This is a genomic window from Natrinema sp. CBA1119 (genome assembly GCF_002572525.1).
GTDB lineage: Archaea > Halobacteriota > Halobacteria > Halobacteriales > Natrialbaceae > Natrinema.
In genome coordinates this window covers 2248006-2269196 of record NZ_PDBS01000001.1, presented here as the reverse complement: position 1 = coordinate 2269196, position 21191 = coordinate 2248006, and the positions used below count along the sequence as shown (strand labels likewise).

General features: G+C 65.9%; 22 protein-coding genes and 1 pseudogene. 6 read left to right on the top strand and 17 right to left on the bottom strand.

The genetic code is table 11. The features are described from left to right. The first annotated feature begins 98 nt into the window (after nt 1–98). The gene (locus CP556_RS11110; RefSeq protein ID WP_098725681.1) at nt 99–722 is read left to right on the top strand and encodes a DUF6230 family protein; all 624 of its coding nucleotides are present in this window, start codon (nt 99–101) and stop codon (nt 720–722) included. A 106-nt stretch (nt 723–828) separates the two neighbouring features. Here the strand turns inward: CP556_RS11110 and CP556_RS11105 are convergent, their stop codons facing one another. From CP556_RS11105 to CP556_RS11075, 7 genes are all read right to left on the bottom strand, one after another. Next, complete coding sequence (locus tag CP556_RS11105) at nt 829–1410, bottom strand: GTP-dependent dephospho-CoA kinase family protein (protein ID WP_255291445.1); 582 nt, start codon at nt 1408–1410, stop codon at nt 829–831. Nucleotides 1411–1415: 5 nt separating this feature from the next. Next, nucleotides 1416–1613 (bottom strand): transcription elongation factor subunit Spt4, encoded by a 198-nt coding sequence (gene spt4, locus CP556_RS11100; protein ID WP_098725680.1) that lies wholly within the window; start codon nt 1611–1613, stop codon nt 1416–1418. Between the two features lie 2 nt (nt 1614–1615). Further along, on the bottom strand, nt 1616–2185 hold the full coding sequence (locus tag CP556_RS11095) for a DNA-directed RNA polymerase (RefSeq protein ID WP_098725679.1): 570 nt from the start codon (nt 2183–2185) through the stop codon (nt 1616–1618). Beyond that, entirely contained in the window at nt 2186–2578 is a 393-nt protein-coding gene (locus CP556_RS11090) for a type II toxin-antitoxin system VapC family toxin (protein WP_098725678.1), read from the bottom strand. 4 nt (nt 2579–2582) lie between these two features. After that, the gene (locus CP556_RS11085) at nt 2583–3815 is read right to left on the bottom strand and encodes a translation initiation factor IF-2 subunit gamma (RefSeq protein ID WP_098725677.1); all 1233 of its coding nucleotides are present in this window, start codon (nt 3813–3815) and stop codon (nt 2583–2585) included. Nucleotides 3816–3989: 174 nt separating this feature from the next. Next, nucleotides 3990–6656: an efflux RND transporter permease subunit gene (locus CP556_RS11080; protein WP_098725676.1), complete on the bottom strand. Its 2667-nt coding sequence runs from the start codon at nt 6654–6656 to the stop codon at nt 3990–3992. Nucleotides 6657–6868: 212 nt separating this feature from the next. Beyond that, nucleotides 6869–7777, bottom strand: coding sequence for a DUF7351 domain-containing protein (locus CP556_RS11075; RefSeq protein WP_098725675.1), 909 nt, complete (start codon nt 7775–7777; stop codon nt 6869–6871). Between the two features lie 95 nt (nt 7778–7872). Between CP556_RS11075 and CP556_RS11070 the strand changes: the two genes are divergently transcribed. Then, nucleotides 7873–8871 carry a DUF5787 family protein gene (locus CP556_RS11070; RefSeq protein ID WP_098725674.1) on the top strand — a complete coding sequence of 333 codons (999 nt, stop codon included), beginning with the start codon at nt 7873–7875 and terminating at the stop codon, nt 8869–8871. Between the two features lie 27 nt (nt 8872–8898). On the opposite strand, the gene CP556_RS11065 is transcribed toward CP556_RS11070, so the two are convergent. Beyond that, nucleotides 8899–9723, bottom strand: a complete 825-nt coding sequence (locus CP556_RS11065) for an MBL fold metallo-hydrolase (protein WP_098725673.1) — start codon at nt 9721–9723, stop codon at nt 8899–8901. Between the two features lie 108 nt (nt 9724–9831). Further along, nucleotides 9832–10161, bottom strand: coding sequence for a hypothetical protein (locus CP556_RS11060; RefSeq protein ID WP_098725672.1), 330 nt, complete (start codon nt 10159–10161; stop codon nt 9832–9834). 156 nt (nt 10162–10317) lie between these two features. On the opposite strand from CP556_RS11060, the pseudogene CP556_RS26625 reads away from it, so the two are divergent. After that, nucleotides 10318–10606 (top strand): annotated as a pseudogene (locus CP556_RS26625) (transposase domain-containing protein); the annotation flags it as partial. A 46-nt stretch (nt 10607–10652) separates the two neighbouring features. On the opposite strand, the gene CP556_RS11050 reads toward CP556_RS26625, so the two are convergent. The 3 genes from CP556_RS11050 to CP556_RS11040 all read right to left on the bottom strand — a co-directional run bounded on the left by CP556_RS11050 (nt 10653) and on the right by CP556_RS11040 (nt 13979). Then, nucleotides 10653–11498, bottom strand: coding sequence for an arsenite methyltransferase (locus tag CP556_RS11050; RefSeq protein WP_098725670.1), 846 nt, complete (start codon nt 11496–11498; stop codon nt 10653–10655). Further along, nucleotides 11491–11850 carry an ArsR/SmtB family transcription factor gene (locus tag CP556_RS11045; RefSeq protein ID WP_098725669.1) on the bottom strand — a complete coding sequence of 120 codons (360 nt, stop codon included), beginning with the start codon at nt 11848–11850 and terminating at the stop codon, nt 11491–11493. Before CP556_RS11045 ends, CP556_RS11050 begins: the two co-directional genes overlap by 8 nt. Nucleotides 11851–12308: 458 nt before the next feature. After that, complete coding sequence (locus tag CP556_RS11040; protein ID WP_098725668.1) at nt 12309–13979, bottom strand: AMP-binding protein; 1671 nt, start codon at nt 13977–13979, stop codon at nt 12309–12311. A gap of 148 nt (nt 13980–14127) precedes the next feature. On the opposite strand from CP556_RS11040, the gene CP556_RS11035 reads away from it, so the two are divergent. Beyond that, entirely contained in the window at nt 14128–15378 is a 1251-nt protein-coding gene (locus tag CP556_RS11035; RefSeq protein WP_098725667.1) for a digeranylgeranylglycerophospholipid reductase, read from the top strand. Nucleotides 15379–15413: 35 nt separating this feature from the next. Here the strand turns inward: CP556_RS11035 and CP556_RS11030 are convergent, their stop codons facing one another. Further along, nucleotides 15414–17054: a potassium channel family protein gene (locus CP556_RS11030; RefSeq protein WP_098725666.1), complete on the bottom strand. Its 1641-nt coding sequence runs from the start codon at nt 17052–17054 to the stop codon at nt 15414–15416. A gap of 165 nt (nt 17055–17219) precedes the next feature. On the opposite strand from CP556_RS11030, the gene CP556_RS11025 reads away from it, so the two are divergent. Both CP556_RS11025 and CP556_RS11020 read left to right on the top strand, forming a co-directional pair. Beyond that, nucleotides 17220–18017: a ZIP family metal transporter gene (locus CP556_RS11025; protein ID WP_098725665.1), complete on the top strand. Its 798-nt coding sequence runs from the start codon at nt 17220–17222 to the stop codon at nt 18015–18017. An 84-nt stretch (nt 18018–18101) separates the two neighbouring features. Next, nucleotides 18102–18548, top strand: a complete 447-nt coding sequence (locus CP556_RS11020) for a universal stress protein (protein ID WP_098725664.1) — start codon at nt 18102–18104, stop codon at nt 18546–18548. A gap of 29 nt (nt 18549–18577) precedes the next feature. On the opposite strand, the gene CP556_RS11015 is transcribed toward CP556_RS11020, so the two are convergent. From CP556_RS11015 to CP556_RS11000, 4 genes are all read right to left on the bottom strand, one after another. After that, the gene (locus tag CP556_RS11015; protein ID WP_098725663.1) at nt 18578–18988 is read right to left on the bottom strand and encodes a hypothetical protein; all 411 of its coding nucleotides are present in this window, start codon (nt 18986–18988) and stop codon (nt 18578–18580) included. Nucleotides 18989–19087: 99 nt separating this feature from the next. Then, nucleotides 19088–19573 carry a phosphopantetheine adenylyltransferase gene (locus CP556_RS11010; protein ID WP_098725662.1) on the bottom strand — a complete coding sequence of 162 codons (486 nt, stop codon included), beginning with the start codon at nt 19571–19573 and terminating at the stop codon, nt 19088–19090. Nucleotides 19574–19748: 175 nt separating this feature from the next. Continuing rightward, the gene (locus tag CP556_RS11005) at nt 19749–20351 is read right to left on the bottom strand and encodes a cysteine hydrolase family protein (protein WP_098725661.1); all 603 of its coding nucleotides are present in this window, start codon (nt 20349–20351) and stop codon (nt 19749–19751) included. Beyond that, nucleotides 20348–21145, bottom strand: coding sequence for a YqcI/YcgG family protein (locus tag CP556_RS11000; protein WP_098725660.1), 798 nt, complete (start codon nt 21143–21145; stop codon nt 20348–20350). Before CP556_RS11000 ends, CP556_RS11005 begins: the two co-directional genes overlap by 4 nt. Nucleotides 21146–21191 lie beyond the last annotated feature (46 nt).

The window sequence follows — 21191 nt, the reverse complement described above, 5'->3', positions numbered from 1 at the left end:
GTGAATCGTTTCAGTCGGTACTACAGAGAGGAATGGAACATATCTGATCCGGTTTATAGGGCCTCGGATACGCACGCAAATTTATAACTATACGTTCGATGGAATACGGGACACTCGTGCCAATCGATCGCAAACGGTTTCTCGTCAGCTTTCTCGTCACGAACGTCGTGCTGGTCTGTGTCTTGACCGGCATGATAACGGCCGGTGTCGGCGCCGCAGTTCCGGCCGCCGGCGTCGGAACGTTCGCGATTACGTTCGACGAACTCCACGGAGAGGGGTTCGAACAACGGTCGACGATGGGGAGCACCGAAACGTGCGGACAGTACTCCGTCAACGTCGCCCAGATCGACGAGGGAACGATCGAAGGACTCCACCTCTTCAAAGACGTCGAGATGCCCGTCACCGGTGAGACTGTCAGGGTGTCGATACGATCCGATGACGTCGAGTTCCAGGGTCTCAGCCAGAAGTTCACTCACCTCGAGGGAGATCTCTCGTTCGGCGAGGACCAGGTCACCGAATACGACACCGAAGGCTCCCAGGACCAGATGCGAATCTCGGCATCGAGTATCACGATCGAGGACGGGACGATCCATACCGATCGCCAGTTCATCACCAAGCTCTCGCTCGACGACCTCGAGGTCGATACGGTACGGAACCCCGACGACGGGGGACTCGAAACTCGAGAAAACGACTGTCTGGCGGGGAACAGCTCCGACGGGTAACGGATCCGGAGCGACACTCCGTTTGCGTCGGTGGCATCGAACCTGACCCGCCACATCGTCGGCGTGAGACTGACGTTACGCGGCTGATACCGTCTGTTGCAACGATTTACGAGTCAGTATCTGATTCGAGCAGGTCCCAGAAGCGCTCGGTGTCGCCCTCGAAGCGCTCGAGCAGGTCGCGCATGTCGGTGCGGTGGTCGTCGGTGACTTGCACGTGGACCATTCCCTCGTCGGGCTGGCCGTAAACGACGCTCGCGCCCTCGGGCGCGGCGACGATGGCCGGCAGCGCGACCAGATCCTCCTCGCCGTCGACCAGTATCGTGGTCGGGTCGTCGGTCGAGAGCGCGCGCCGGAGCGCGCGAACGACCGGCACGGAGAGTTCGGCGGGCGGGTTCCGCACCTCGATGCTCGCGCCCTCGGTGACCGCCTCGCGGATCTCCTCGTCGACCTTGCTGCGCTTGGTCCGGCCATCCACGAGCGCGACATCGGGCCGGTGGCCCGCCTCGAGGAGGTGGTAAGTGACGACGTCGCCGACGGCGATCAGGGGTCCGTCGACAGTCTCGAGGAGTCGGTCGGCGTCCGTTTCGATCGGTCCCATCGGCTCCTTGAGCTCGTGGCGGAGGTCGTCAGGTAAAACCAGTAGCTGGTCGTCGGCGGCGGACGCGTCGTCGTTGTCGTCGCGGGTCACGCCAATCAGCGAACCTTCAGGGCGTACGCGCCCGATTCGGTGATCTGCATCTCCGTCGCAATCTCGCTTTCCTCGGGGTGGGCGATGATGACATAGCCCGCCCAGTCCTCGGTCAGCGACGAGGAGTTGCAGGCGTCACAGGTTTCGTTGTCCGGTTCGTTGACCCGGTGACACTCGCGACAGACGAGACGGTCGGATGCCATGGTTATTCACCTGCGGTCGCTTCGCGTTTCTCGCGTTCTTCCTCGAGCCAGCCGTGTTTGCCCAGCCCCGGCTGTTTCGCGGTGAGGCCGATCTTCGAGTCGCGCGGGTTGCGCTCGTCGATGCTCTTGGTGACGATGCGAGCCCGGACGGCGTCGTCGACGCCGAGCGAGCGGGCGGACTCGTTCGAGGCGAGCCGCTGGTTCTCGCCGTCGAAGGCGAGATACTCGTCACTGATCTGGGAGACGTGCAGCAGGCCGTCGACGGGACCGATGCCGACGAAGGCACCGAACTCGACGACTTCGACGACGGTGCCGTCGACGACTTCCTGCATCTGCGGATCGAACGTCACCGCGTCGAACTCGGCCTCGTAGTAGACGCCCGGCCGATTCGGCAACACCGTCCCCTCTCCGATATCGTGGACGTTGGTGACGGAGACGATGCTCCCCACCTCCTCGTCCATGCGCCCCTCGAGTTTGTCCTGGAGCAGTCGTTTGACTCGATTCGGCGAAACGTCGCCGAGTTCTTCCGGCGGTACTTCTACCGTGTCCTTCAGCCTGACCCGTTTGTACATCTATGGTTGAGTGATCGCTAACTTGTTTCTCCCGCGTAATGCAATTACCGGTCTGCTCGCCTCGAGCACCCGGTCGCGCAGCGGGCGGTCGTTCGTCACGACGTAGTCGACGGTCCCCTCGCGAGCGAGTTCGACCAGAGCGTCGTCCGCGTACGACGCCTCCGTGTCGACGACGAGACAGCGCTCGGTCGCCAGATCGTGGCCGACGGTCGCGGCCGTCCCCTCCTGGCCGCCCTTCTCGGACAGCCGCCGAAGCTCCTCGAGGACGGCCTGTGGAATCGTCGGCTCGAATGAATCGAGCAATCGTTCGAGTTCCTCGAACAGCCGCACGTCGAGTTCGACCGGCATCATGAGCGCGCTCGTGTCGAGGGCGACCCGCATCCGCGTGCTCATCGCCTCAGTCCGTGAGCGTTCCCAGGCCGATCAGCCGCCAGCGCGCGCCGATGCGGCGGTTGATCGCGATTTTCGTCCCTGGATCGGCGGCGACGGGCCGCTTGAGTTTGACCTCACACTCGCCGCTGCGGGCACTGGTGACCGAGCCGACGGTCGTCGCCGTGCCGACGGTCATCATCAGCGGCTCGCCCGTACTGATCTCGTCGACCGTCTCGCCCTGCTCCGCGCCGACGACCCGCTCGAGCAGGTCGACGTCCATCGTGAACTCGTTCCACGTCGGCGGGAGCGTTCCCGGCGGTCCGGCCATCCGGCCCGCCAGCGCGTCGCCTTTCGTCAGCGAGGGGTCGAGCTTGGTTCCGACGCCGAGCAGGCCGCCCGGCGTGACGGTGTCGACGGTCTCGCCGCCGGCCTGCAACGAGCGGATGCTCGTCTGAATCGGGACGTACTCGCTCTGGCCGCCCTCCTCGACCTCGCGGCCGGGTCGGATCTCGATATCGTCACCGACCTCGAGTTCACCCCGAACTAGACTACCGCCGAGAACGCCGCCGGCGAGGTCTTTCGCCGTCGTCCCGGGTTTGTTGATGTCGAAACTGCGGGCGACGTGCATCCGAGCATCGGTGTCGGGATCCCGCTCGGGGGTCGGGATCTCCTCTTCGATCGCCTGAATCAGCAGGTCGAGATTGACCTCCTGTCCCGCGGAGACGGGGACGATCGGAGCGTCCTCCGCGACCGTCCCCTCGACGAACTCTTTGATCTGTTCGTAGTTGTTGCGGGCGGTCTCGGCGTCGACGAGGTCGACCTTGTTCTGGGCGATGACGATGTTGTCGATGCCGATGATGTCGAGCGCCATCAGGTGCTCTTCGGTCTGGGGCTGGGGGACTGGTTCGTTGGCGCTGACGACCAGCACCGCGCCATCCATCAGCGACGCGCCCGAGAGCATCGTCGCCATCAGAGTCTCGTGACCCGGGGCGTCGACGAACGAGACGGTCCGAAGCGGCTCGCTTTCCGAGCCGTCCGGACACTCCTCCTCTACGGTGTAACATTCGGGTTCGTCCGCTCCCTCGCAGTAGCGGAAGGTCGCGTCGGCGTAGCCGAGTCTGATGGAGATACCGCGTTTCATCTCCTCGGAGTGCTGGTCCGTCCACGAACCGCTCAACGCTTGCACCAGCGTCGTCTTGCCGTGATCTACGTGACCGACGAGCCCGATGTTCACCTCCGGTTGTCGATTTCCTACCATAAGACGATGAGTAATCTTGGGTAGTGATTCCGCTGTGCGACTGATAAAGGTTGCGAGCTATCCCTTCCCCGGGCCGACACTGCATGCGGATCGTCGGCACGGAACGGGGCCGGGTCGGCCGGCAGTCGAAAGCGAGAGGGGTTCAGCCGGCGGTCGGGATCCGGAACGGCCCCGCTATTCCCGCGCCGACTCGGGACCGCCGCCCGCCGGGCGGCCCGTCGGCTCCGCCGACGGCGCGTAGCGCACCCAGACCACGAGCGCGCTCGGCAGGACGACCACGCTGACCGCGAACGCGGTGACGAGCGCGAGCACGACCAGCGTCCCGAAGCTCTCGAGTTGCGGGTGGGGATGCAAGAGCAACGTCGCGAACGCGCCCGCCGACGTGAGCGTACTGCCGAGCAACGCTCCGCCGGTCCCGACGACGGCCGCCTCGAGCGCCGCGAACGGTGCCGTCCCCCGCTCGAGTTCCTGCGCGAAGCGGTCGCTGACGTGGATGCTGTAGTCGATCCCCAGCCCGATCACCAGGCTCATCAAGAGCGCGGTCAGCAGGGTCAGGGGTACGTCGAGTACGAACATGCCGCCGACGACCAGCGCCGTCACCAGCGCGATCTGGAGGCCGGTCACCGCCCCGAGGGTCGCACTTCCGTGCAGACGGCGATAGGTGGCCACGAGGGTGACGAAGACCGCACCGAGCGCCAGCAACAGGACCCGGAGAATCCCGTCGGTGATCACCGCGAGCTGGGACTCGGTGACGATCGTCTCGCTGACGGCGGTGACGGTGAGATCGAGATCGGCTTCGCGGGCGTTCGCGTCGCCGGCCGCGCCGTCGCCCGATTCGATCGTCGCCGCCATCGCCTCGATGTCGTCGACACGGCCGTCGTCGAAGCCGGTCCGCTCGGGCGGACCGAGGACCCGAAGCGACCGGTATTCCCCGTCGTCAGTCCGCTCGATCACCGAACTCGCAGCCTCGGGCGCGGTCGCGTAGAGGGCGTCGTAAACCGACTCGAGGTCCCGATCGGGCACCCCGTCGCCGTCGGTGTCGGCCGACTCGAGCGTCGCGGCGAACGAGTCGTTCTCGGCCGCGGCCGTTTCCATGACCGACAGCGGCGAGCGCACGTCCGCGTCGGTCCGGGCCGATTCCTCGGGGATCGCCCCGGTCTCCTCGCCCCGCTCGAGGCCGGCCCGGACGCGCTCGAGGCTCCCGTCGGCGGTCACGTCGCCCTCGATCAGCAGCTGGAACCGATCGCCGTCGCCGGCCGCACGCGGCCGGTAGGCCTCCCGGACGTGGCGCTGGTGGCGGTCGTAGTCGGCGACCTCCCACGCGAGCGGGCCGGGGAGGGACTGTTTCCACTCCGCGGCGGGGTCGTCCTGCGTCTGGACGCCCTCCTCCTCGAGGCCGGTCCAGGCGACTGCACCGCCGGCGCCGGCGAGCAGGGCGACGACAAGGACCAGCGGTGCGGCCCGCCGCGCGAGGGCAACGCTGCCCCGGAGCAGTCCGCCGAGGTACGCCCCGTCGCCGAGCGGGCGCTTGTGCCGGTCGATCCCGACGCGCTCGAGCGAGCCGTCGACGCCGATCTTCAGCGCGGGGACGAGCGTGACGAAGATCACGAACGCCGAGACGACACCGAGCGTGATCCCGACCGCGAGATCGCGGATGAGCCCGACGGGGTTGACGACGTTCGAGAGAAAGCCGATCGCGGCAGTCAGCGTCACGAGGCCGAGCGCGAGCGCCACGGATCGAACGGCCCGCCGCATCGACGGCCGGATGCCCGCCGGTGCCCGGTCGTCGTCAGGGCCCGCGGAACGCTGCTCGCGATACCGCATGAAGACGTGGAACCCGAAGTCGATGCTGAGTCCGGCGATCAGGATCGGGCCGATGAACATCGTCATGCCGGCGGAGACGCCGAGCCACCCCAAGATCCCGAACATCCAGACGATGGCGGTCACGACGCCGATCATCCCCACCAAGACGTCGACCGGGTCGCGGTAGGTGAACGCCAGGACGCCGAGGATCAGCGCCAGTGTCAGCGGCACGAGCAACTCCATCGTGTTCTCGTTCAGCTGTCGGTTCGACTCGTCGAACGCGTGCTGGCCGAGCGTGAAGTACTCGAGGGCGACGCCGTTCCCGCCGCCGGCGCTCGCGACTGTTCCGTCGCGCTCGGCCGCGGCGTCGTAGAGGACACGTTGGGCGTCGCTCGGCGGTGCCCCGTCGTCGCCGGCCGCGAACCGGAACAGCATTCGGTGGCCCTCCGCGGTCGCCGCGCCCGAGTCGGCCCCGTCGGCGACCAACCGGCGGGCCTCGGGGTCCTCGGCGAGCGTCCGTTCGACCAGCGACGCGACCTCGCCCTCGCTCGCCGACTCGAGAGCGCGGATCTGGGCCTCGAGGTCGGCGTCGGGGTCCTCGGCCGCGCGGATCGCTACGAGGTTCGCGACGCTGACGACGGAGCCATTGGGGGAGCCGACGCTGCCGGTCCCGTCACCGCCGCTGTCGCCGTCGGTCAGCGCGGCTGCGAGCGTCTCGTTCGTCGTCACCGATCGCTGGTAGCGCAGGGCATCGAGCAGCGCCGCCCTCGAGAGGGCGTTGCCGTCCGCGGCCCTGACGTAGACCGCGCTCGAGGCGGTCTCCGTTCCGTTCGCCGGTCCGCCGTAGCGCTCCTCGATCGCCGCCGCCGTCTCCGATCGATCCGTCTCGGGGAAGTCGTCCTGTCCCGCCTGACCCTCCGTGTCCAGTTCGGTCACCCCGACGCCCATCGCCGCGGTCAGTATCAACAGTACCACCAGCACGAGACGGCTGTGGGTCGTGACGAAATCGATGCAGTCGTCCAGTGTCAGACTCGTCATGGGTTCTCACCTCGAGTCGACGTGGAGTCGAATTCCATCTCGGTCACTACCCAGCGGATCCGACTACGTAAGTATTATCGAAGAAATTACATGTAACAGATCCGTTTCAAAACGCTCGTTGAGCGGCTCGTGGGGGGTCGGCGGGAAGCCGGTCCGTCTCGGATCGCTCACCGGCGTCTCCGCTCAACGGCCGTTTTGTTGGGAGGCTTTCACTATCGGTCGTCGCCGACCGAGTTCCGTCGCACGCGCTCGGTCCGCTCGACCGACAGGTCGGCCCCGAGTCCGAGTCGGAGAACGTCGCCTGCGAGCCCGAACATCACCTCGTAGGCGGCGGGCTCGGTGGCGGTCTTCGCGCTGGACCACCCGCCATCGTGGACGCGTCCCAGGAGTTCCCACGGGGCCGTCGAGAGGACATCGACGCCGCGCTCCCAGCAGAACGCGATCGCCTCGGGGTGGTACGCCGAGCGGAGCGTCAGCGGGGCCGAGTACGACCGCAGACAGTCCGCACAGCGGTCGATCGCGACGAACGGGTCGGCCTCGGGCTCGCCGAGTTCGCGCACCTCGAGCGAGAGTCGCCCGCCGCAGGACGGACAGACACCGCCGCGGACCTGGCGGTAGTGGGCGCCCATCCGGTGGACGAGCGCCTCGACGGCGGCCGACGCGGACCGCTCCCGGACCTGCGCCGGCGGGACCTCGTAGCCGGCGACATTTCGCTCGCAGTCCAGACAGCCGATCGTCAGGAACTGGCTGTCGAGGGTGGCCTCGAGCGACGACGCGCCACAGAGGAGACACGATCCCGGGACCGCGGTTCGGTCGAACCCGGTCACCTCGCCGTAGTTCTCCGAGAGGAGCAGCCGGACGATCCGCTCGCCCGCGTGGGTCAGCGAGTAGCCGTCGTCGGTCTTGCGCAGGAACAGCCCCTCGAGTTCGCCGAGGTGATAGGAGAGTTTGGCGGTGTTATCGATCGCGACCCGGTCGTAGATCGCCGAGAAGGAGAGTTCGGCCGGGCCGGCGGTGTGGCCCCGCTCGCTCTGGGCGACGGCGATCTTCCGGAGCACCGCGATACGGGTCTCGTCGGAGAGGAGTCCGAAGACCGCGGCCGCCGACCGGTCCTCGCTCATGGGTGGGTCCACACCCGCCAGCGAATAGTGTCTTTCCCCGACGCTCGAGCCACCGAACCCGACGACTTTTCTCGCCCGCTGCCCTCCCCACTACCGTGTCAGAGTTCGCGTTCGAACTCGAGTTGTGCGCCCACCTCGAGTCCCACCGGGAGGGGATCGTCGCCCGCCAGCTCGGCGGCAGCGTCGCCGATCCCGGCGGGCGGATCCTCGACGTGCTCTGCGTCGAGCCCGGTCCCAAATTCGAGGATCGCGTCGCGATCACGAGCGAGTCGATCCCCGACGCCGCCATCGAGTCGGCCGTCGGCACCGGCCGAGCGCGCTACTGGAAAGACGCCTTCGACTGCCACCCCGAGCGCGCCCGGAGCGCCCTCGAGCGCGCGCTCGAGATCGGCTTCTTCGAACGCGATCACGCCGCCAGCGCGGCCAGCAGTCGCGACCACGTTCGACAGGTCGCCCGCTATCCCGACTGGTACGGTCGCATCGTCGGCATCGAGAACAAGCCAGACCTCGGCCGGCCGGGCGACCTCGAGGCGCAACTGCGAACGGACGTAAGCCTCGCGCTGGTCGACGCGGTCGTGCTCGCGACCGAGAGTTACGTGACGCGCGCGCATCTAAACCGTCTCCCCGAGCAAGTCGGCGTCTGGCGGGTTCACCGTGACGAGTCAGACGGCGGACGCCCACTCGAGGTCGAGGTGATTCGCGAACCCGCGTCGCTGCCCGTCGCCGAGCCGGGGATCGAACCGCTCGAGTCCCATCCCGGTCGTACCGAGATCGAGGTCGTTTCCCCCGCGGCGAAAGCTCGGGCGCGCCGGCGGATCGCCGAACGCGCCTATGGGAAGGGATGGCGAACGTACGACTTTCCGGCCTGTTCGGCCTGTCTCCCCGACGACGCTGGCGGCGCGACGCTGCCGTACTGCGAGTGGAAAGAGCGGGTCGTCGACGCCGCGGCGGAGTGCGGACCGGCGTGTTCGGGTTACGACGCGGCCGCGGAACCCGAAATAGCTCTCGCGGACGAGCGCGACCGTCGAAGCGCGTGGATGGCCGACCCGGGCGGAAAACGACGGCAACAGTCGGGACTCGATCAGTTCGACTGACGGCGTTCGATCGTGTCCGCTCGACCCCTAGAGGACGTACTCCTCGCCGTCGATCGCCAGCGGTTCCTCGAACGCCTCCTCGGCGGGGTAGAAGTGCGCGAGGTGGACCAGTCGCGTCCGGTCGGCGTTCAGCTGCTCGGCCATCGCGAGCGCCCCCTCTCGAGTCATGTGTTTCGTGCCGAACGTCCGAGGGGTGCCCTCGCTGTCCTCGTGGCGACCGCCGAGGGGGTGGTGCTCACAGAGGCTCGCGGGGACGATCCCGTCGGCGAGCAGGAGGTCAGCGTCGGCCAGTACCGCGCGGGACTCCTCGGGAATATCGTAGCTCGTATCGCCCGTGATCGACAGCTTTGCGCCCGTCCATGGATCTTCGATAGCGAGTCCGTAGCAGACCAGCGGCGGGTGTTCGACGGGGACCAGCGTCACGTCGAGGCCACAGATGCGGACCGTCTCGAGGGGCGTCGTCGGAACGACGGTGACAGGATCGAGATAGTGGTAGTCGTCCCGGACCGTTTCGGCGACGCTTTTGCCCGTCTGGGGATCGGTCTCGTCGGCCGCGTAGACCTCGAGCGAGTCCACGACGCGAAAGACGTTGCCCAGCCCGTCGAGGTGGTCGAAGTGAATGTGCGTGATGACGGCCGCGTCGGGAAGCGGGACGTCGTCGCGGAGGAACTGGTAGCGAAAGTCGGGGCTGAAGTCGATCAGCAGCGACTCTCCCGTACGCTCGTTTTCGACGTGAACCGAGAACCGCGTGCGCTCGACGCCGCGCTCACGGGCGGCCGTACAGGTATCGCAGTCACAGCCGACGGTCGGCGTTCCGGTCGTGTCGCCGGTTCCAAGCAGGGTCACTCGCATGGTTACGCAGCCCTCCCGTCGGCGCTCACCGTCCCGTCAACTCTCACCGTCTCATCAGTACTCACCGACCGGATCGATACGCTCTCGAGGCACTCCGAGAGCCCCAGTCTACACATGCGCGGTCCCTTCTTCGAGCGCCGTCCGGACGAACGGGTGCTCCCGTTTCGCTTCGAACCGATCCGCCGGCAGTACGTGCACCGAGAAAACGACGCCGCGTTCGAGTCCGACTGTCTCGGCGAGCGCGCGGAGTTCCCGCTCGACCGTTTCGTCGTCCTCCTCGAGGACCAGCAGGATCTCGGTCTCGGTGTGGACGCCGCGGTCGTCGCCACGGGCGGCAGCCCCGAACGCGACGAGGTGACGGATCGACTCGCCGTGGGCCGCCTCTGCCCGACTGGCGAACGCCGTCGCGGCATCCCCCGCTGTCGCTCCATCGCTCATGCAGTGTGCTAGACGGCCGTCGCATAAAGGGTATACTGTTCATCGACTGGGCGCTGTTCAGAGTAGAGTGTGAAGGTGTGAGGCGGTGGAATTCGTTGTGCTATCCCAGAATTCGACCGCCTCAACGGATCTAGCATCGGGATCGAGCTAGATTTTGTGGAGCGCGAGCTCATGGATCTCAGTATCCAGCTCCAGTTGTGCAACGTATCACTTCGCGCTCGACGAGATCGTGACCCATCTCGACGATCAGCGCTACTGGCTGTACGCTGCTGTCGGTCCCGAAACGAACAAATATCTCCACGGCAGGCTGTTTCCGACGCGGAACGAGAGTGTTACCTCGATTTTTCTCTCTGAACTAACCGAGAAACACGACGTCGACGACGCCGTGTTTCTCGTCGATTCTGGACCGTGGCTGAAAATTGCACGCAACCGACACGGCCTCCGGTCGAAAAGATATTAACTAATCAAGACTGGTCGTACCTCTCGATCAGTCAGAAGTCGTGCGCTGGTTTCCGAGCCTCGATAGTGGCAGAGACGAGGTAGTCACCGAGGTCGCGATCGGCGTCCCAATCACTGATGAACTCGGTGCTCTCATCCTTGGGCGCTATCTCGATTGCTTCGAAGCCAGCACTGTCGAGCATCGCTTCAAGATCCTCAACGGTTGACGCACCGGCGACGCAGCCAGTTAGCGAGTTCGGGTCCATCTTGACGTCGTCGGGGAACGGCGCGGTTTGGACCACGTCCGAGATGGCGACGCGCCCACCGGGCTTGAGAACACGGTAGGCATCGTCGAACACGAGTTGTTTTTTCGGGGCGAGGTTGACGACGCAGTTCGAGATAACAACGTCGACGGTCGCATCGGCAACGGGGAGGTGGCTGATCTCGCCGAGGCGAAACTCGACGTTGTCGGCGTCGTTCTTCGCGACGTTCTCCCTCGCTTTCGAGACCATTTCTGGTGTCATGTCGACACCGATGACGGCCCCATCCTGTCCGATCTCCTGTGCAGCGAGGAAGCAGTCGAAGCCCGCACCTGAGCCAAGGTCGAGCACTGTCTCGCCGGGCGCCATCTCGGCGAACGCCTTCGGGTTTCCGCACCCGAGGCCGAGGTCTGCACCGTCGGCGACCGACGCGATATCGTCCGTATCGTAACCGAGGCGTTCGCTCCCGGTCACGTCTGCGTTGCCGTTACAGCACCCACCGTCATCGGTGACATCGATACCGACGTCACCACAGCAGTCCTGACCGTCCGAAGCGATTGTCCCGTAGCGTTCGCGCACCATCTCGAGAGTCTCTTCGGGGTCACGATCACCGGCCACCGTATCAGTATCGTTACTCATGGGCACCTCGCAGGTCGTCGAGCGTTTCGAGGAGAGCCGCGGTCGTCTCAGTCGGTTCATAGTATCGCCAGGACCCTTCCTTGCGGCGCGTGACCAGTCCTGCGGTGTACAAGCGGGAAAGCGCTTGGCTGACGGCGCTCTGACTGACCCCAACCGTGGCTTCGAGATCGCAGACGCAGACGCCATCATCGGCGTTCGCGATGCGGCGAAGTAGTTCGTATCGCGTGTCGTTCCCCATGGCGGTCAGTACTTGGAGGTCCGTCGCCATCGCATCTGAGTCGATGTCTCCGGGCGGTGCACAGCAGGCGTCGGCCCCTTCCGTGGTTTCATCAGCGATTGCACCTTCTCCCATATCAGCACTAGCTTATACAAGCAAATACTAATATTTTCCCCCTGTGGGACTACCACCGAACGGATTCGGCCGCTGCAGTTGGCGGCCAGTTTGCGGCCGTCGGTAGCCGTTTCGTCGCCCGTATTGACGTGGCCGTCAGCCGTTCGCTTAACGACGCGTACTGAACGTCCCGTTTACTGCAAGCAATGAATGGAGTCGTGGGTTCTGCTATAGTAACAACTGCAACTATAGTGACTGCGTGAAATGAAGCGACCAGCTATCGTGGCAATACGGAATCGACACGCCCTCCCCAGCCGATTCGTTCGCGGTTCCCTCTGGTCACCGCTCACAGTATCGAGGCCGTCACCCGTTCAGGCCTCGCAATTCGCCGCGGCCCAGCGCGCGCCACAGCACGCCAGATGGTCGGTCTGGAGTAAGACGCGGTTCCCGTGTATCGAACGGTTCGCGGTTCGCGACCGCTACGCCCGATCGGCGATCACGTCCTCGAGTCGCTCCCGATCAAGCTTCCCCATGTCCGTCACGGGCAACCCCTCGAGCACGACGACGTCGCGGGGCCGCTTGTACGCGGCCAGTCGGTCTCTGGCCCACTCGAGGAACTCGTCTCCGGCGAACGAGTCGTCGGCGGTCGTGACGGCCGCGACGACTTCAGCCCCTTTGGTCTCGTGGTCGCGGCCGGCGACGGCGGCGTTGGCGACACTAGGATGGGTCTTCAGCACTTCCTCGACTTCGGCGGGCGCAATCGAGTAGCCGCTGGACTTGATCATGTACGTGCGCCGGCCGAGGAAGTAGAGTGCACCGTCCTCGGTCACGCGGCCGATGTCGCCGGTCAGGACGTAGCCGTCGTGGAAGGCGGCCTCGGTCTCCTCGGGTTTGCCGAGATAGCCCTCGAACAGCGACGGCGACTTCACGGTGATCTCGCCGGTTTCCCCGCGAGGGACCTCCTCGTGGCTCTCCCAGTCTCGGATCACGATATCGGTCTCGTAGACCGGCTTGCCGACGAATCCCTCCTCGATCACGCCGAGACCCTGCGTGAACGTGTCCCGCGTGTGGGTTTCGGTCAGACCGTAGGCCGCCTCGTACATCGCCGAGTCGGTCGCGTCCGCCCACCGCTCGCAGAGGGCCTCGGTCAGCGCCTGTCCGAAACTCGTCACCGGCATCGACTCGAGCGAGTCGATCGGTCGCTCCTCGGCTTCCAGCAACGGCAGCAGCTCCCGGACCATCGGCGTGGTGATCCAGCCGTTGGTCGGCTCGTGGGCCGCGAGCGCGTCGACGTAGGCCTCGGGCTCGTATCGGGTCAGGAGGACGGTCGTCCCGCCCCGAATCATCGGGGAGTCGACGGCGTTGAGCTTCCCGGCCACGTGGAAGACCGGCATCACCGCGAGGTGGCGCGTGTGCTCGTCCCGGTCGGTCAGCGCCGAGGACGTGGCCGCGGCGAACAGGACGTTCGCGTAGCTGTGCATGCAGCCCTTGGGCAGACCGGTCGTTCCCGAAGTGTATTGCAAGAGGCAGATATCGTCCATCGCGACCTCGACGGCCGGCGGCTCGGCGGGCGTTTCCTCGAGGATCGACTCGAGATACCGAACGCCATCCGATTCGGGCTGCTGCGTCGTCTCGATCGCGTCCACCATGTCCTCGTGGATCGCGGGCACCGGCTCGTCGGGCAGAAACGTCTCGAAGCGCGTGTAAACGATCTCCTCGAGCGGCGATTCCTCGCGGACGGCCTCGAGCAGCGGCGCGTGAGTGTCCCCCGCGACGGCGATTCGCGCGCCCCCGTCGGACAGTTGATAGCTCACGCGGTGTTCCTTCGCCATCGGGCTGCAGGGACTGACTCGCATCCCTACTTTCTGGGCCGCGTAGTAGGCGATCACGTACTGCGGGCAGTTCTGCAGGAGCAAGAGGAGGCTGTCCCCGCGGCCGTACCCGCGCTCGGCCAGTTCGGTCGCGAAGCGATCGATCGAGTCGTCGAGTTCTCCATAGGTGAGCCGTGCGCCGTAGTAGTCGATCGCAACGCTGTCCGGCCGCTCCGCCGCGTAGTGGGCGACGTACTCGTGAAGCGGTCGCTTCCCGAGGGGAACGTCGGGTTCGCTCGGAACCCCGTCCGGAAACTCGGCGGGTTCTGTGGTAACCATGAACAGGCCGACACGACCAATGCCTAAATTCGTTCCGTTGGATTCACCCGTCCGGCCGTCTCTGCCGGGTTAGCGCTCAAGGGGCTCGACTCCGTACTAGCCGTCGTAACTGGACAAACTAATTAAGGTCCACTACAGTCTGCATTACATGAACGACCGCTACGACGTAGTCATCGCCGGTGCCGGTCCCGCCGGCGCACAGTGTGCCCGCGATCTCGCCGCCAGGGGGTACGACGTCGTCGTCCTCGAGACCGAGGCCGAAGAGGAGTTCCCGCGACAGAGCAACAAGTCCACCGCGGGAACCTTCCACTCCATGATGGCGTCCTTCGGTATCCCCGACGACGTGGTCATGCAGTACACCGACAGCGTCGTCCTCGAGTCGCCGACCGAGCACTACGTCCGCGACCAGACCGGCGCGGTGCTCGAGTTCGCGGATTTCAAACGCTATCTGGTGACAGACAGCCGCGACCGCGGCGCCGAGTATCGATTCGACGCTCGCGTCACCGCGCCGATTATGGAGAACGGCGAGATCGTCGGCGTCACCTACAACGGCGACGAGGAGGTCTACGGCGATATCACGATCGACGCGACGGGGCCGAGCGCACCCCTCGCGAAGAAACTCGGCGTCGTCGATCTCAAGCGGGAAAACCACGCCATCGGTATCGAGTACGAGTTCGAAGGGATCGACATCGATCGCCCCGGCTTCGCGGACCTGCGCGACGCCATGATGTTGCGACTCGACCACGAGATCGCACCCGGCGGCTACTCCTGGATTTTCCACACGGGTGAGGACACCGCCAAGGTCGGCCTCTGTTACATCCAGAACGGCAGCCACGAACAGTACAGTCGCGACGATTTCACCATCGACGACTACCTCTCTCACTGGCTCGAGACGGACCCCCGGTTCCGGGACGCCGAACCGATCGAGGGCAAACAACACCGCGGCTCGGCGCACATTCAGGCGCCGGGGAAACTCCACACCGATCGGTTCATGGCCATCGGCGACACCGTGCCGAGCCTCGACCCGCTCTGGGGCGAGGGGATCAACAAGTGCATGCAGTCCGGTCGTGCGGCCGCCGCCACTGCAGATAGCGTCCTCAAACACGACAGCGTCGAGCCGACCGCCGAGACCCTCGAGGTCTACGACACCCTCTGGCGCCGCGACGTCGCCCCTAACGCGAAGAGCCGGCTGCTGATGACCCAGCTCCTCTATCTCGCACCGAACGACCGCTACGACGAGCTCATGCAGGACCTCCAGCGCCTCGACGACGACACGCTTGCCGAGGCGAACAAGGGGAACGTCCGCGCCATCGCGAACCTGATCGGACTCGAGGACGCGCCGTTGCTCGCCCGATTCGCGAAACAGCAGTTGGATCTCGATCTCGGCTCCCTGTTCTGATTCGGAGCGGGAGCCGGTGAACGCGGCGTCGGCTCTCAGGCGAGGAACGCTTCTTCGAAGGACTGCACGCTCTCGTCGGTGCCGGCGAGGATGACCTCGTCGCCCGTCTCGAAAACGAACGACGTCGGATCGAACTCGGATATCGTCTCGCCGTCCCTGACTGCGGCGATAACGGTACAGCCGGTCCGAGAGCGGACGTCGGCATCGACGACCGTCCGGCCCGCCAGCCGCCCGGCGGGGAGCTTCACGACGTCGATCTGTCTGTCGACGGCCAGCCGCTCCTCGTCCGCCAGAACGGTCGAGGCGAGCATGCGGCCGCTGACCGTCGCGAGCGACTGCACGTAGTCGGCACCCGCCCGGTACAGCTTCCCGACGTTATCGGCGTCGTTCGCCCGGACGATGATGTCGACCGACGGGTTCTGATCTCGCGCGACGAGCGTCGCGAAGACAGCGGTCGTGTCGTCGTCGAGGGTAATGATCATACCGGACGTGTCGTCGAGACCCGCCTTCCGGACCGCATCCGGATCGCGCGCGTCGCCGACGACATCGACGCCCTCCCCGTCGACGCTGTCGAGAACCGTCACTCGAGTGTTCGTCTCGGCGAGGGCGTCGGCCGCCGCCATCCCCGCCTCGCCGTAGCCGGCGATCACGACGTGCTGGGCCGAAAACGGCTGGACCGTCGACGCCGCCTCGGCCCGTAACTCGTCGACACGGTCCGGCTCGCCCGCGACGAGTAATCGCGTCCCCGTATCGAGTTCGCGGTCCGACGGAAGCGGACTCTCGAAGGTGCCGTCGAACCAGGCACCGATCCCGTCCACGCCGAAGCGCTCTCGGAGCCCGACATCCCTGGTCGTTCGCTGACAGAGATCGCTTCCCTCGGCGATCGAGAGCTCGACCAGCTCCAGGTCGTCCCCGATTTCGACGCCCTCGTCGACCGCGGTCGTCACGGCCGTCGGCACCCGGTGGGCGAGGCTCTCGCCGAGTAGCTGACGGGGCGAGAGCACCTCGTCCGCTCCCGCGATCCGGTGGTACTCCCCGAGGCGGTTGTCCTCGACCAGCGTCACGATCTGCACGTCGGGGTTGGCCTCGCGCGCGGAGAGGACGATACTCGCGTTCGTATCGTCGGCCGAATCGGCCACGACCGCCGTCGCCCGTTCGATGCCGGCGTTCTCGAGCACCGCCGTCGACTCCGGATCGCCGTGGACGACCCGGTAGTCGGCCTCGTGCAGTTCCGTCGCCGCCTCCGCATCGGACTCGACGACGACGTACTCCCGGCCGCGGGACTCGAGCTCCTCGATGAACGCCTCGCCGCGCGACGTGTACTCGCAGATGACGACGTGATCCTCGAGATCCGGGGCGGTCGTCGGGGCCGTCGTCTCGAGTGCCCGTCGGAGCCACGGAACGGCGAAGACGTCGACCCCGGTGAGGATCAGGCCGATTCCCGTGAGTTGCAACACGATCATCAAGAGATTCATCTGGAGCGTGCTCCACGGCGCGTCCTCGCCGTAGCCGGTCGTCGTGTACGTCTGGAAGACGACCTCGAGCGACCGGTAGAGCGGCTGCGGGTCGTTCTCTAACGTCGCCATGCCGTAGTTGTACAGCGCGGTGGCAACGATGGTAGTCCCGGCCACCAGCGCGAGGTAGTAGCCGGTTCGACGCGAGCGCCACAGTGACATACCCGAGCCATTGGACGGCCGGCTGTTGACGGTACCGATCAGCGGCTTCGGTGGTGAACCGTCGGTCACCGACTCTCCCCGCATACGACGGGATTCCCGCCGACGAAACGGCCAGAGACGCCGCCTTCGCCGTCGATTTAAGCGTCCGTTCCGATCGTTGGACAGATGGCGCTCCTCGAGAACCTCGCGTTGGTGTTCGTCGCCGGGTTGATCACGGCGCTAGCGACCGGCCTCGGTGCGCTGCCGTTTTTCTTCTTCGAGGGAATCAGCGATCGGCGAAGCGTCGTTCTCTGGGGGCTCTCGTCGGGGATCATGGTCTCGGCGTCGCTGTTCGGTCTCGTCGAGGAGGGACTGGCCGACGGGACGCCCCTCGAGATCGCGATCGGGATGGCGGCCGGCGTCGCGCTCGTCGTCATCGCTCACGACGTGCTAATGGACACCGACATCGACCCCAAGCAGTACGAGGAAGCCGATTTCAAGAAGCTCATCCTCATCCTCGGCATCCTGACCGTCCACAGCTTTCCCGAGGGCGTGGCGATCGGCGTCTCCTTCGCCGATCTCGGCCTCGAGGGGGGAACCCAGTTCCTCGGCTTCACCGTCCCGGTGCTGGCGATCTTCATGACGATCGCCATCTCGATTCACAACGTCCCCGAGGGGACCGCGATCTCGATCCCGCTGCGCTCGATGGACGTCGCGAACTGGAAGCTGGTCTGGTGGGCCGTCTTCTCGAGTCTGCCACAGCCGATCGGGGCCGTCATCGCGTTCGGGTTCGTCCGCTACGCCCGCGAGTTCCTGCCTTACGGCTTCGGCTTCGCCGCCGGCGCGATGATCTATCTCGTGCTCACCGAGTTCGTCCCCGAGGCGCTCGAGATCGGCGAACGGCTGCCGCGAGGCGGCAAGCCGGAGCTCGCGGGCGGCATCGTCGTCGGCGTCCTCGTGATGGTGCCGCTGGCGTTCGTTTGAGCCGCGGTCGCCGACTCTTCCACCTCCGATCCACTACCTGTCGTTTCGGCAGGGATTTCACACCGGCCGTCGTAGATCGGGACGATGTTCGACACGATCCTGCTGCCGACGGACGGCAGCGACCACGCCGAGGCCGCCGCCGAGACGGGTATCGATCTCGCGAAGAGCCACGACGCGCGGGTTCATGTCGTCTGCGTCGCCGATACCGGTCCGCTGGCCGACCTCCGTCTCCCCGGTGACGCCGCGAGCGCCGAGGACGCGATTCACGGCCGGGCGCAGGAATACGTCGACGCGGTCGTCAACCGGGCCGAGGCGGCCGGACTCGAGGTCACGGGAACGGTGCTCGACGGCCCGCCGGAGGAGGCGCTCCTCGAGTACGCTCGAGAGATCGACGCCGACCTCATCGTGATGGGGACTCGCGGCCGCGGTGGCGTCCACCGGATGGCGATGGGGAGCGTCACCGATCACGCCATCCGGTTCGGCGACGTTCCGGTTTTCGTCGCGAACTCGGGATCGAATCCGGACGAGTAGCCGTCGCGAGTGACTTCCGAAGCCCTCGGTCAGCGGACGATCTCGTTGATCGCCTCGGTTCGGCGGCCGATCGACCACCCGAACAGCGCGAGGCCGGCGTAGATCCCGAGCGCGGGCAGTGCGTATATTCCGATCAGCCCGTCGAGCGGGATACCGACCGCGTCGAGTACGAGCAGGATCAGTGCCGAAATAAGAAGGAGCGCGACCCCGATATCCGCAGATCGCATGTTCGGAAACTCCTGCTCTTGCGGAGCAGCGGTTGCTCGACCGAGCGCGTAGAAGACGAGCGTGTACGTCACCACGCCAGCGCCGAGCGTCAGCACGGTCAACAGGACGGTTTCGGGAAAATATCGCGGAAGGAATACCAGGTGAAGTATCGCCGTTACGAGCAGCGAACTACCCAGTAGAACGAACAACAGCGGCCGTCGATCACCGTTCATCACCTACACTGACTGTCTCCCCATCCATTACTATTGTGACACCGACGGCCGTCCGGGCCGACAGATCGTGGGGGATAAGACTCTCGGGACGGACCGTGGCTATCGACTGCCACGCTGGGACTCGAGGACGCGTCCGTGTTCGTCGATCTCCCCCGCGACGATCCGGGTCGACGAGATCCGGTCGCCGTCGTCGGCGTAGACGTACGGTGCGACGATCCCCGACAGCGATTCGAACCCCTGCTCGCGCCGCAATCCGTTGATCGCCTCGAGTTCGGGGGCCGTCTCGGGGGAGACCACCAGCGCGTCGATCGACGGCTCGTCGGTCGCGATCCCGTACTCGGTCTCGAGGGTGCGGATTTCGATGTCGCGATCCCACTCGTCGATCTCGCCGATCGCGTCGGTCACGGTCCGGGTTCGCTCCTCGAACGACGGGATCGGACGGGGGTCGTGGCGGGTCTCGACGGCCAACTCGTCGCTGGTCAGTGCGACGACGACACCGTCCTCGCCAAACCGGAGCGCGTGCTCGAGCAGGGTTCGATGCCCGTCGTGGAGCGGCCCGAACGTCCCGGCGACTGCGACTCGCATAGGTAGCCGTGAGAGAAGGCGAAACATAACTGTACTGCGGACTGTCGCGAATCGAAACGGCTCTCGACTCGAGCCGATCGGAAGCGAGCGACTCAGACGGACTGCTGTCAGTCAGTTCCGGAGCAACCCGGAACCGTCCTTCGGTTACTCCGGTACATCGGTACAACAGACCGTATCAGCCCTCGCCGAGAAGTTCGGCGGTCGTCGCCACGTCGGCGAACTCTCCCTCGAGGTGAGTCAGGGCCGTGCGGTGGACCGTCTCCGCGTCGAAGGTTTCGCCGTCGAACGCGCGCTCGAACGTCGCGGTGGCGTCGCTGACGACGATCGGATCGAAGCCGAGGTTCTCCGCCATCCGCGCCGTCGTGGAGACGCAGTGGTCCGTCGTGAGTCCCACGAGGACGACCGTCTCGAGGCCGCGATCGCGCAGCCACGTCTCGAGATCCGTTCCGATGAACGCGCTGTTGACCGACTTCACGACCGTCGGCTCGCCCTCGAGCGGTGCCGTTTCGGGCGTGAACGCGAAGCCGGGCTCGTCGCCGCGGAGCGGGGAACCGGGCTCCGTCGAATCGTGGCGAACGTGGACGATCGGTCGGGTTCGATCGCGCCAGTGCTCGAGCAGGCGCGCCGCGTTCGCCTCGGCGTCGGGATTGTTGCGGTCGCCCCACGAGGGGTCGTCGAACCCCCGCTGGAAGTCGATCGGCACGAGGACGGCGTTCCGGAGTCGGTCGCGGTCGAGGGCCGCGTCGTCGACACCCACCTCCGCTTCGGCGTCCGTCATGGGAGCTGTGCGGCGGGTTTCGGATGGGCTCGAGTGATCGTGATCGGACAGGTCGACGGCGCTTGCTCGTCGTCCGCCGAGAGCATATACTGGGGCCACTCCCGGTCGCCCTCGACGCCCCAGTCCCCGAGATCGGCGTGCGGACAGACTCCGTCGTAGTCCTCGAGGCGCCCCTGAATGACGTCGCGAGCGTGTTGGCCGGCCTCGGTATCACCGGTCACGCCGAGGGTCTCGAACAGCGCCCGCGGCTGGAACGTGATCTCGAGGCCGACGGGACAGTAGCGGCTCTTTCGGTGCTCGTAGAAGGGCGCCCGACAGGTCGGGAACATGGGCTCGCCGCCGAGACAGAACTCCCAGTAGGGATCGTCGGGGTCGGTGGGGATGTCCGCGGGCCAGGGCTCGGGATCGTGGAGGTGCAGCGTCTGCAGGATGTGCCATAGCGTCCGATGGTACTCCCGCTCGGACAGCGGTCGTTCCGGCGGCTTGAAGAACGTCACCAGCGACGCGCGGGCCGAGTGCTCTTCGCGGACCGCGAGGTACTCGAGGATGCGATCCCGCAGCGTCAGCAGTGCGTCGGCGTCGCTCAGCGACGGCACTGCCGTGTAGAGCGGGTCGCCGTTTTGCACCGACTCGGCCCCGAAGAAGCACGGAAACGGCGTCTCGTTTCGCTCGCCGAGCAGTCCATCGCGAAACGACTGCCAGTGATCGGCGACCCACTGGGGGGCCGCTCCGGTCCGAACGCGCCGGTCGAGCGTTTCCTGATCCATCAGCGACTGGATCCCAGACTCGTTCATCAGTTCTCACTTGTACTCCGGGAAAATGTAGGTTTTGTTTTCGCGG